Raw genomic sequence first — 11,983 nt, forward strand, 5'->3', positions numbered from 1 at the left:
TAAAAAAAAGCCTACCCCTAAAGGATAGACTTGAAAGCTTTAAGTTACAACACGTTTTGCTCGAAGAAATGTTTTTTTCCAGTACGCTTTATCGATATTACTGATCTGAACGCCATTCTTCGGCTCTGGAGAGGCATGAAGCATTCTCTTATTACCAATATAGATACCCACATGTCCAACCTTTTTATTTGTTTTAAAGCGGCCGGGGACATAGAAAAACATCAAATCCCCTTTCCGCAACGATTTGCGGCTAACCAAATTCCCCACAGCTGCTTGTTCGCGGGCCAATCTTGGAAGTTTAACGCTGTATTTCCCATAAACGTATTGGGTAAAAGTTGAGCAATCAAATTTTCCGGTTTGAGGATAGGGACCTGTGCCAAATTTATATTTAACCCCTTCATACTGCTCACCTTTGTTAATCAACGCATTAATATTGATATTTTTCAGAACCGGAATTGCTTTCTCTCCGGAAGATGCCCATGCCTCTAGATCGTCGTGAAGGTGTATTCCCAATGAGGCTGGGTTCGTTCCATGCATTGTGTCGCCTTTGAAAGGATCATTCGGATCGTCTGCAAATGCAAGCTCAGGTATATCCGCGCTAGGGTCAGGAGAATCTTCATTCTCAAGCTGAGCATCGGACGAAGGATGTATGTTCAATTGATTGCCACTGACATCATACGACATCTCGTCTTGAAATAAGTCCGCTATGGCCGAGACCGGCAAGTAGAGGGCATCGCCTTCTTTGACGAAAGGTTCTCCTACATGGATCTCTGCTCCGTCTTTCATCGCCTTTTTGGAATTTGCCGATAATTCAAAACTCGCATCATTATCGCCAATTAGCAGCTTCTGTGCTCCTGCTTCCCACTCGGATTGAAACTTCAAGGTTTGAATGAGTTGATTGGCTGCTACATATTTTACATTGTTGATCACTTTAATGGGTAAAACTGCATCGTCATTGCCTAATTTGGTTATCCCGTTACCTGCTTGCGACAAGCTGTGCGGCATCGCTGTTCCTGCACCTGATTGTGTCACTCCGTTCGGCGTTGGCGCTGAGTTATTAGGGGTCGCATTATCCTTCCCACAAGCCGTTGTTGTCGCAAGGACGACTGCCATACTCCCGATTGCTGCAAGTTTCAGCCTTTTCCACATACCTTCACTTCTCTCCTTTAGGACACATTATGATCCTTTATAGGGTGAGAATTGTGGGAAATAAATATACGCCAGCCAAGTCTAGAAATGCATGGAGCATGTTGGAAAGCAGGCGCACAAAAAAAGCGCACCCGATACACTCGGGCACGCTTCGTCAAATCTTAACCGATCGAACCTTCCATCTCGAACTTGATGAGACGATTCATTTCCACGGCATATTCCATTGGAAGTTCTTTGGTGAATGGCTCAATGAAGCCCATAACGATCATTTGCGTTGCTTCTGCTTCCGTCAAACCACGGCTCATGAGGTAGAACAATTGATCCTCAGAAACCTTGGAAACCGTAGCTTCATGCTCAAGCGTAATGTTATCGTTCATGATTTCATTGTAAGGAATTGTATCGGATGTTGACTCGTTATCGAGAATCAACGTATCACATTTGATATTCGCTTTGGATCCTTGGGAGTTGCGTCCGAAGGAAGCCAGACCGCGGTATGTTACTTTACCGCCGTGTTTGGAGATCGATTTGGATACGATTGTTGATGTTGTATCCGGAGCCAGATGCGTCATTTTCGCGCCTGCATCTTGGTGTTGCCCTTTGCCGGCTACAGCGATGGAAAGAACCATTCCTTTTGCGCCGCGGCCTTTCAATACAACTGCCGGGTACTTCATGGTCAGTTTGGAACCGATGTTACCATCGACCCACTCCATTGTAGCGCCTTCTTCTGCAACTGCACGTTTTGTAACGAGGTTGTAGATGTTCGGTGCCCAGTTTTGGATCGTTGTATAACGAGCACGGGAGTTTTTGAGACATACGATCTCAACAACCGCACTGTGAAGCGAGTTTGTGCTGTAGATAGGAGCTGTACAGCCTTCTACGTAGTGCACAAAGCTTTCTTCATCCGTAATGATCAATGTACGCTCGAATTGACCCATGTTCTCGGAGTTAATACGGAAGTAAGCCTGTAACGGAACTTCACATTTAACGCCTTTTGGTACGTAGATAAAGGATCCACCGGACCATACCGCACTGTTTAGAGCAGCGAATTTGTTATCGCTTGGCGGGATGATAGTACCGAAGTACTTTTTGAACAGCTCAGGGTGTTCACGAAGAGCTGTATCCGTATCTGTGAAGATAACGCCTTGATCTTCGAGTTCCTTTTGCATGCTGTGGTAAACAACTTCGGATTCGTATTGCGCGGATACGCCGGCAAGGAACTTTTGTTCTGCTTCCGGAATACCCAGCTTATCGAATGTTTCTTTAATTTCGGTAGGAACTTCTTCCCATGTTTTCCCTTGTTTCTCGGACGGTTTCACATAGTACTGGATGTCATCAAAGTCAAGATCATCCATGTTGCCGCCCCAACGAGGCATCGGCATTTTGAAGAATTGCTCCAAGGATTTCAGACGGAATTCCAGCATCCAATCCGGCTCGCCTTTCATTCTGGAGATTTCTTCAACGATTTCACGAGTCAAACCTTTTCCCGACTGGAAAATCGATTTGTGCTCATCTCGGAAACCATACTTATAATCTTCGAGATCTGGCATTTGTTTTGCCATGGTTATTTCCTCCTTAGCGTTTTGGGTTACAGATCAATAACAAGTTCTATGCGATCGCTAAATGCGTTAGTTATCGGTCTTTTGGGTATGTTCAATACCTTTGCGAAGAGCGTTCCATGCCAGGGTTGCGCATTTGATCCGCGCGGGGAACTTATTCACCCCGGATAAAGCCTCTATATCTTCATATTCAAATTCAACAGATTCGCCCTTCATCAGGCCGGAAAAATCTTCGGCCATCTTCAGCGCCTCTTCGATCGTCTTGCCTTTGACGGCATCCGTCATCATGGATGCGGAAGACAGCGAGATCGAACAGCCTTCACCTGTGAATTTTGCCTGTTTCACGACACCGTCTTCCACCAGCATTTGCAGCGAAATTTTGTCACCGCAAGTTGGATTGTTCAGATCGATGGTGACCGCTTCACCAGACTCAAATTTCCCCCGGTTACGAGGTGTTTTATAGTGATCCATAATGACTCTACGGTATAAATCATCCAATTGCATGGCCGAAGTACTCCTTTGTTTTTTGTAAGGCCATCACAAGACGGTCAATATCTTCTTCTGTATTGTATAGATAAAAGCTTGCACGAGCCGTACTGCTTACTTCAAGCCATCTCATCAGAGGCTGAGCGCAGTGATGGCCTGCACGAATAGCTACTCCCTCTGCATCCAGAACCGTTGCCACGTCATGTGGATGAACATCACCCAAGTTAAACGTAACAAGTCCCGCACGGTTGCTAGTTGGTCCATAGACAGTCAGATCCTCGATCTGCGTCATACGTTCCATCGCATAATTCGTGAGCTGAATATCATGTTTGAAAATATTGTCCATGCCGACTTCTTGCAGGAAATCAATCGCCGCGCCAAGGGCAACAGCCCCTCCGATGATTGGCGTTCCGCCTTCGAACTTCCAAGGCAGTTCCTTCCATGTCGATTCATACAGATCCACATGATCGATCATCTCGCCGCCAAACTCAACGGGCTCCATGTTTTCCAACAAGGCCTTCTTGCCATACAATGCCCCAATTCCGGTTGGTCCACACATTTTATGTCCGGAAAGCGCATAAAAGTCGCAATCCAAATCCTGCATATCCACTTTCATATGCGGTGTGCTTTGTGCGCCGTCAACCACCATTTTTGCGCCATGTTTGTGGGCAATTTGGGCGATCTCTTTGACAGGGTTGATAACACCCAGCACGTTAGACACATAAACAACCGAAACGATCTTGGTACGGTCTGTAATCGTGTTCTCTACATCTGCTAGGGAAATCGATCCGTCGGGCTGTAAAGGAATATATTTTAAAGTGGCGCCTGTTGCCTTAGCGGCTTGCTGCCATGGAATCAAATTGCTGTGATGTTCCATTGGCGTGAGGACGATTTCGTCGCCTTCGCGCAATACCGCTTTGGCATAGCTGCTCGCCACAATATTAATAGCTGTTGTCGTGCCTCTGGTGAAAATAATTTCTTGCTCACTGGATGCGCCGATGAACTTAGCGACTTTCGCTCGTGCTCCTTCGTACGCATCTGTAGCCCGGGAACCTAGGGTATGAACACCGCGATGTACGTTCGCATTGTCCCATTCATAATAATGCTTGAGTGCCTCAATCACCTGAATGGGCTTCTGGGATGTAGCAGCGCTGTCCAAATACACCAGTGGATGACCGTTCACTTCTTGTTTTAGAATGGGAAAAAGTTCACGTATCTCGGCTGTTTTCATTGTCCCAGCTTCCTCTCCACTAAGCTTTGCAGCTGTTCTTCAACGCTTTTAATCGGAATTTCGGAAACGACTGGCGCCAAGAATCCGTAAATGATTAAGCGCTGAGCTTCTTCTTTGGTAATACCACGGGACATCAGGTAATGCACTTGCTCGGCATTCACTTGACCAACACTCGCAGCATGGCCTGCTTTAACATCATCCTCATCGATAAGAAGGATCGGGTTCGCGTCTCCACGAGCTTTCGGGCTAAGCATCAACACTTTCTCCGTTTGTTGACCGTTACAGCCTTGAGCTCCTTTTTCGATCTTCGTAATCCCGTTGATGATTGCCGTTGCGCCATCTCGCATAACAGCACGCGTAATCATATCGCTCGTTGAAGCTTTGCCCCAGTGAACAGCGCGTGTTGTTAAGTTAAGCTTCTGCTCTTGCGTACCCACACAGATCACTTTGGCATCGGAGTCAGAACCTTTGCCTTTAAGAATAGACGTCGTATCCGACATTGTATTCCCGTAGTTCATTTCTCCAACTACCCACGCGATGCTAGCATCATTATCCAGGATAGCGCGGCGGTAAGTTAAGTCCGTAACGGACTCCTCAAAATTGTGAACGGATGCGTAATTTACACGTGAACCCGGCTTCGCGAACACTTCAACGATACCGTTTTGTACGAGCTCAGCTCTCGATAGGGAGGATACGAAGTTATCCACGTATGAAACAGAGCTGAATTGCTCTGCAACGATCAGCACGTGCGGAGCGAATGTAGCTTCAGCATCATCCGTAACAAACAGCGCTTGAAGCGGAACATCCACACGAACGTCTTTTGGCACGTAGATGAAAATACCACCGTTCCAAAGCGCAGCGTGAAGAGCTGTCACTTGATTTTCGTTCGCTTCGACAGCTTTCATGAAGTAAGGCTTCACCAGATCGGCATGATCACGAATTGCTGTTTCCAAATCAGTGAAAATAACACCTTGCTTCTTGAGCTCTTCGGAAACCTGGCTGAACACAACTCCGGAGTTGCGTTGAACGATCAGATTATCTGAATTCGTCAGACCTTGGGCAACTTCCGGTAAAGACTCAAGGGAAGTTAGAGGGGCTTGCGTTTTATAGGAACCGTAGGAGGAAATGCTCCAACGATCAATTCTTGTCTTTTCAAGCGTAGGTAATTCCAAAGAATTCGCTAACGCCAACCCTTCTGTACGAAGGGCAGTCATCCACTCCGGCTCCTGCTTGCTGCGGGAGAGCTCGATGACAGCATTAGAATCTATGGAAAGTTGTGTTTGAGTACTCATGGTATTCCTCCTAATATATAAGGACCTTTGACCCTAAGATCAAAGTCTCTCCTCTCTTTAGTACTTCGGCGCAGTCGTGTTCATTGGGATTTTGAATTCTTCCTCGTCTTGGCCAACTGTTTCGTCCACGATGCCGAGTTCTTCTTTGATCCAATCGTAACCTTCCGCTTCCAGACGCTCAGCTAGCTCTGGACCACCGGACTTCACGATGCGACCTTGCATCATAACATGTACAAAATCAGGTTTAACGTAGTTAAGCAAACGTTGGTAATGCGTAATGATCAAGAAGCCGCGTTCTTCACTGCGCATAGCGTTAACGCCTTCAGCAACGATACGCAAAGCATCGATATCCAGACCGGAGTCAATTTCGTCAAGAATAACGAATTTAGGCTCAAGCAAAAGCATTTGCAGAATTTCGTTACGTTTTTTCTCACCGCCGGAGAAACCTTCGTTCAAGTAACGGTGCATGAACTCAGGGTTCATTTCAAGTTGTTTCATTTTCGCTTCCATTTGGCGGATAAACTTGATCAGGGAGATCTCGTTGCCTTCGCCACGACGCACGTTGATTGCACTGCGCAAGAAGTCAGCGTTTGTTACACCCGTGATTTCACTTGGGTACTGCATAGCCAGGAACAAGCCAGCGCGTGCTCTCTCGTCAACCGCCATTTCCAAAACATCTTCGCCCTCTAAAGTAACGGTCCCCTCTGTGACTTCATATTTCGGGTGACCCATCAGCGCGGATGCAAGCGTACTTTTACCAGTACCGTTCGGCCCCATGATGGCATGAACTTCTCCGCCTTTGATTTCAAGGCTCAGCCCTTTCAAAATTTCCTTTCCTTCGACGTTCGCTCTAAGACCGTCTATTGTAAATGTTGGTGAGTTTGCCATTTTCATTAAGCCTCCATAATGTTTAAATGTTCTAGATAAAACGATAATCATAATATGATTATCATTGATTCTCATTAGAATAATTCTATTATAACTTACTATGTCAAATCAAGAAAGGGCAATTGCTTGAAAAAGATGGGCATTCTGTGAAAATGAAACCATTTTTTTAAAACAAAGCTCGCTTGATTTCAGCAACCTCTGCAGCAAAATCCTTATCGCTCAAAACCGGTACTAGCGAGGATTCGGGCGGTGTTTCGGTCCCAAGCTCAATCCATGATTTACAGCCAATATAGGCTTGCTCAATTGGAATATGTAAGGGTTCTGCCAGTTTATATACTCTTAAAAGCATGAGATGCAGCGGATTTTTACGCTTCCACTTCAATCTTTCTTCCGTGAAATTTTCCGTCCAAATGTGATAAGGATGAAGCTTATGCAGCAGCTCTCCATCACTAATCTCAATATCCTCGATCATCCGGGCATACGAACGGATTGTGACCTGATCATCCTGCGCACGCCAACCGACCAAGGTTTCGTCAATCACGTTTCGATAACTTTCCTTGAGTAACTCTTTTCTCTGGTGCTCGTAAGTAGGATAAAGAAAAAAATCATTCGATTCGACTTGAAAATCCCTCGTTTCTTCAACAATACCCCCTTTGCGCATAATAAAAATTTGTGTGCCGTCTTCCAGTGCTTTGATAGCCGAAGCCCATTCTTTCAGGGCTTTTGGTTTTTCCACCGACGCCAACTCCTTGTTCTCCCAATAATCCATTTATTATAAGGAATTTGGAGAAGCAAAACAACACACTTTGAAGGACGAAAAGAAAGGGATGGCTCTCAGGCCATCCCTAAGTCTACTTATTTACATCTTCGGCGTAATACGATTGTTGTATACGGGCAAACTGTGTTTGATTCTGTTTCATCGGATTTGGGTCTTGATTCTTCCCGGGAGACTCCGCCTCGAAAGCCATGAATAACAAGAAAAAGCACGCGGCCATTACCAGCAGCACATTCAGGATTTTCATCATCATAAGATCCTCCGAAAGCGAATTTGGTACCAGTATAACGAAGTATCGTTAGGCTCATGTTTTTTCAGCTTAAAGAAATTGTAAAGAGGTTGGTAATTTGACCTATCCAAGGAATGATTGCAGCATCCAGCGGTGTTTTTCCAGCGAAGTCTGAATGGCTAACAGCATGTCCGAAGTCGTTTCGTCCTGTACTTCTTCACAAGCCTGCATACCGGCTTTTAACTCTTGGGTAAGAATCGTGAAATCTTCGATGACAGCTTCAACCATTTTGGTTGCTGTTTCGGTTCCTTGCGCCTCTTTCAAGGAGGACAGTTCAATATAGGCTTTCATGGTAGCCGCAGGTTGACCGCCAATCGAAAGAAGACGTTCAGCAAGTTCATCAATGTGCAGAGCCGCTTCATTGTACAGCTCCTCGAATTTGACGTGCAGCGTGAAAAATTGGTTACCTTTTACATACCAGTGGAAGTTATGGAGCTTCACAAAAAGCAAACCCCAATTGGCTATTTGCTTATTGAGAATGGTTTGGATGGATTGAGCTGATGTTAAGGTCGTTGTTGCCATAAGAAATGCCTCCTAGTTGTTGTTGTCGGTAGAGCATGTACACGTTACTGTGCGTTCTTTGCACTTATTTTATGTAATTTGTGCAACATTTCCGAAGAGAGTATTTCAAGCGGCCCCTTTTTGCCTTATACTAGGGAAAGACGATTAATACACAGTAAACTAGTTGGAATTAATTTCAATGACTTATTAGGAGGCAAACCATGTCTACATATCATCCTTTAAGTGAAGCTCAAGCGATTGAATACGCTCGTCAAATCCCGAATTTGTTCCAGCCGGAATCGGAATTGACCAGCCAGGAAATCGGCGACGGCAACTTAAATCTCGTTTTTCGCATCTCGGAAAAAACTTCAGGAAAAAGCATTATTTTGAAGCAAGCCCTACCTTATGCAAAGGTTGTCGGAGAATCCTGGCCGTTGACGCTTGATCGGGCACGTATTGAAAGCGAAGCGCTCATTATTGAAGAAGGATTAGTTCCGGATCTTGTTCCACATGTTTATGCGTATGATGCGGATCTTGCGCTGACGGTCATGGAGGATCTAAGCGATCATATCATTATGCGCAGAGGGTTAATTGAACGGAACGAATATCCGCTGTTTGCCGAGCATATCGGCCGCTTTATGGCAAACACCTTGTTTTTCACTTCGGATTTAGGCAAAAATCAACAGGAAAAGAAAATCCAACAAGGCCGCTTCATCAATCCAGAGCTTTGCAAAATTACGGAGGATTTGATTTTCGACGATCCGTACCGCGATGCCGATACGAACAGTATTGAAGATCATATCCGCGATGCGGCAGAGCAGCTTTGGGCAGACAGCGAGCTTCACTTGGAAGTCGCGATTCTTCGCCAGAAATTTTTGACAAACGCGCAAGCGCTGCTTCATGGCGATTTGCACACCGGAAGTATTTTCATCAAACCTGATTCCACGAAAGTGATCGACCCGGAATTCGCTTATTACGGGCCAATGGGCTTCGATATCGGCGCTGTGCTCGCGAATCTGATTCTCAACTTTGCCGGACAAGAAGGCTGGAGTCAAGATCACGAAAGCCGTGAAGCGTACCGCGCTTACTTGTTGAAAACAGTGAAAGAGGTATGGACGCATTTTGAAACGAACTTCCGCGCCTTGTGGAACGAACATGGTGTAGATCGTGTCTTCCAAACGCCAGGCTACCAGGATTATTTTCTTAAAAACCTGCTTCAGGATACAGTGGGCTTCACCGGAGCAAAAATGGTGCGCCGTATCGTAGGACTTGCGCATGTTGCAGATATTGATAAAATTGAGGATAACGCCGCTAGAGAACGCGCTCAGCGTTTGGCGTTAGCGATCGGCACAAGCTGCATTCGCGCAAACCGTCAAGTAACTTCTATCGATGAGCTCATCGCCATCGTCACCAAAGAATCAGCAGTAGAAAGAGGATTTGTTCTATGACTAACAAGAACTTAGAAAATTTAGAGGCGCAAGGTGCCTTGCAATCCTTGCGTTGGAATGGACAGCAGCTTGATCTGTTAGATCAACGGTTGCTGCCGGAAGAGATTGTGTATTTACCGCTTGAAACACCGATCGAGGTGTGGGAAGCGATCCGTCACTTGAAAGTTCGCGGCGCACCGGCTATCGGAATTGCCGCCGCGTATGGTGTATATCTGGGCATCCGCAATGTGGATGCTGACGTGGCTAAGCTTCTGGCGGAAGTCCAGAAGCAAGCCGACTACCTGGCGACGTCTCGTCCGACAGCGGTGAACTTGTTCTGGGCGCTCGACCGGATGAGAGCGCAAGCAGGCAGTTTGGCAGCGGCCGGCGTTAGCGCGGACGCGTTCAAAGCAGCGCTTCTCGACGAAGCGCAGAAGATTCAAGCGGAGGACGAGGAGACGAACCGCCAAATCGGCGAACACGCGCTGACGCTGTTCGAAGATGGCTTCGGCGTGCTGACGCACTGCAACGCCGGTGGTTTGGCGACAGCCAAGTACGGCACGGCGCTAGCGCCGTTCTACTTGGCTAAGGAAAAAGGCGTGAACCTGAAAGTGTTCGCGGATGAGACTCGGCCCGTGCTGCAAGGCGCGCGGCTTACAGCTTTTGAACTGCAGCAGGCCGGCGTCGACGTGACGCTGATCTGTGACAACATGGCCGGCGCGGTCATGTCCAAGGGTTGGATCCAGGCGGTCATCGTCGGAACCGACCGCGTAGCGGCTAACGGCGATGTAGCCAACAAGATCGGCACGTACAGCGTGGCGGTCTTGGCGAAAGCGCACGGGATTCCGTTCTACGTGGCGAGCCCGATCTCCACAATCGATTTGAACACACCTACGGGTGGGGACATTCCGATCGAAGAACGCCATGAGGATGAAATCACGCAAGGCTTCGGCAAACGTACGGCACCGCAAGGCGTAAAAGTGTTTAACCCTGCCTTTGATGTCACACCAAATGAGTATGTGACGGCGATTATTACGGAAAAAGGCATCGTTCGTGCTCCATATGCGGAGAACTTGCGTAAGCTTTTTGAATAAGCTAGCACCCTTATGCACAATTTGCGGAACCTGAGGGCGCTATTGCTGCCCAATCGGCCCGTTTTCTAGTTCTTGGGGAACTACAGGTCCTTATTTCAACGTTTTAGGCGTGATTTCAGCCAAATCCGATGAAATAAGGGGCTATAGTTCCCCTTCTGTGCGTAAAGGGCTCCTTTCGCAAGAAATAGCGCCCTCTAGTCCCCGCCGAGCCGCAAACTCGACCTCGGTCCTGTCACGGACCGGCACTGCTTCAATTAGCGGCAAAAAAGGCTGCTCCTGCCGCATCATAGTTGAACTCAACTACGATAACGGCAGAAACAGCCTTTTTCTTATCCATGCAGGCGCTCACGATACCGGTTTGGCGTGACGCCATGCGCTTTTTTGAAAACATAATGCAAATAATTGCTGGAAGCAAAGCCGCTCTTCTCGGCGATTTTCTCCAAGGTCATCGTCGTTTGCAACAGCTCTGTGCACACGTGCTTTAAACGAACCTGCTCCAAATATTCACTGAATGAAATGTTCGCCTGTTCTTTAAAGATGCGCTGAAGCTGCCGCGAGGAGATCTGCAGCCGCTCGGCAACCCCTTCAAGTGTCAAAGGGCGCCGGAAGTTGTCTTCGATGAACTGTACAGCCAGTTGGTAGCGGTAGCTTTTCATATCGCGTGCCGGCAAATCGAGCCCCTGATGATCCGCTTTGTAAGCGCCAATTGTTCTCAGCAGCATCTGGATAATCGATTGCTTGATGATCGTATATTGGCCGAGCTGGTTGTCCCGCCAAGCTTCGAAGGCGACCAGAAAGCATTTCATCGCTTCCTGACGGTCAAAGGCAGGAAGATGCGGAAGCTCGCTTAGCTGCTTGATGCAAGCATCTGCCTCTGCAATCTCCCATGCTTCACCCCAAGCCTGCGATTCGCTTCCAGCGTCTCCGTCCAGCGGTGACCCTTCCAGCCGCACAAAATCAACATGCAAACACAGCTCATCCATCTTATCGTGTTCATCCGCCTCTTGGCGGTGCGAGACACCTGGTGCTGTGACATACAGCATCCCTTCTTGCAAAGCGTGGGTGACCCCATCCAGGATGACTTTACCTTTTCCACTAGGGATATAATGAAACTCGAATTCAGAATGATGATGGAAATCAATTACCGTTCCAGCCGGAAAGGAGGTCAGATGGCAGCGAAGCACCCGGATTCCGTAAGAACCCCACCGGAATCGTAAGTCCAAGCGATCAAGTGCCATTGGATTTTCAAGCATCGGTTCGAAGTAAAAGGGCTGACTCATGCTGAACCTCCATCC

General features: G+C 47.2%; 12 protein-coding genes. 2 read left to right on the top strand and 10 right to left on the bottom strand.

The genetic code is table 11. The features are described from left to right. Positions 1-39: 39 nt before the first annotated feature. The 9 genes from RQP52_RS29765 to RQP52_RS29805 form a co-directional block, all read right to left on the bottom strand. Positions 40-1,149: a C40 family peptidase gene (locus RQP52_RS29765; RefSeq protein WP_315955193.1), complete on the bottom strand. Its 1,110-nt coding sequence runs from the start codon at positions 1,147-1,149 to the stop codon at positions 40-42. Positions 1,150-1,310: 161 nt separating this feature from the next. Next, a complete protein-coding gene (gene sufB, locus RQP52_RS29770) occupies positions 1,311-2,708 on the bottom strand; it encodes a Fe-S cluster assembly protein SufB (RefSeq protein ID WP_127458395.1) in 1,398 nt (465 codons plus the stop codon). Positions 2,709-2,774: 66 nt separating this feature from the next. Continuing rightward, on the bottom strand, positions 2,775-3,209 hold the full coding sequence (gene sufU, locus RQP52_RS29775) for a Fe-S cluster assembly sulfur transfer protein SufU (RefSeq protein WP_127458394.1): 435 nt from the start codon (positions 3,207-3,209) through the stop codon (positions 2,775-2,777). Continuing rightward, entirely contained in the window at positions 3,196-4,422 is a 1,227-nt protein-coding gene (locus tag RQP52_RS29780) for a cysteine desulfurase (protein ID WP_315955194.1), read from the bottom strand. Before RQP52_RS29780 ends, sufU begins: the two co-directional genes overlap by 14 nt. Beyond that, the gene (gene sufD / locus RQP52_RS29785) at positions 4,419-5,714 is read right to left on the bottom strand and encodes a Fe-S cluster assembly protein SufD (RefSeq protein WP_315955195.1); all 1,296 of its coding nucleotides are present in this window, start codon (positions 5,712-5,714) and stop codon (positions 4,419-4,421) included. The genes RQP52_RS29780 and sufD overlap by 4 nt, the downstream gene beginning before the upstream one ends. 57 nt (positions 5,715-5,771) lie before the next feature. After that, a complete protein-coding gene (sufC, locus tag RQP52_RS29790; RefSeq protein ID WP_315955196.1) occupies positions 5,772-6,602 on the bottom strand; it encodes a Fe-S cluster assembly ATPase SufC in 831 nt (276 codons plus the stop codon). Between the two features lie 166 nt (positions 6,603-6,768). Beyond that, positions 6,769-7,338 (bottom strand): DUF1802 family protein, encoded by a 570-nt coding sequence (locus RQP52_RS29795; RefSeq protein ID WP_315955197.1) that lies wholly within the window; start codon positions 7,336-7,338, stop codon positions 6,769-6,771. 115 nt (positions 7,339-7,453) lie between these two features. Beyond that, positions 7,454-7,627: a hypothetical protein gene (locus RQP52_RS29800; RefSeq protein ID WP_315955198.1), complete on the bottom strand. Its 174-nt coding sequence runs from the start codon at positions 7,625-7,627 to the stop codon at positions 7,454-7,456. Positions 7,628-7,729: 102 nt separating this feature from the next. Then, on the bottom strand, positions 7,730-8,188 hold the full coding sequence (locus tag RQP52_RS29805; RefSeq protein WP_127458389.1) for a Dps family protein: 459 nt from the start codon (positions 8,186-8,188) through the stop codon (positions 7,730-7,732). Between the two features lie 200 nt (positions 8,189-8,388). Here RQP52_RS29805 and mtnK point away from each other — a divergent pair, with 200 nt between their 5' ends. Further along, positions 8,389-9,615: an S-methyl-5-thioribose kinase gene (gene mtnK / locus RQP52_RS29810; protein WP_315955199.1), complete on the top strand. Its 1,227-nt coding sequence runs from the start codon at positions 8,389-8,391 to the stop codon at positions 9,613-9,615. Further along, positions 9,612-10,688: an S-methyl-5-thioribose-1-phosphate isomerase gene (gene mtnA, locus RQP52_RS29815; protein ID WP_315955200.1), complete on the top strand. Its 1,077-nt coding sequence runs from the start codon at positions 9,612-9,614 to the stop codon at positions 10,686-10,688. The genes mtnK and mtnA overlap by 4 nt, the downstream gene beginning before the upstream one ends. 329 nt (positions 10,689-11,017) lie before the next feature. On the opposite strand, the gene RQP52_RS29820 is transcribed toward mtnA, so the two are convergent. Then, on the bottom strand, positions 11,018-11,968 hold the full coding sequence (locus tag RQP52_RS29820) for an AraC family transcriptional regulator (protein ID WP_315955201.1): 951 nt from the start codon (positions 11,966-11,968) through the stop codon (positions 11,018-11,020). Between the last annotated feature and the right edge of the window lie 15 nt (positions 11,969-11,983).

The organism is Paenibacillus violae, assembly GCF_032461945.1.
In the GTDB taxonomy this organism is placed as follows: Bacteria; Bacillota; Bacilli; order Paenibacillales; family NBRC-103111; genus Paenibacillus_E; species Paenibacillus_E violae.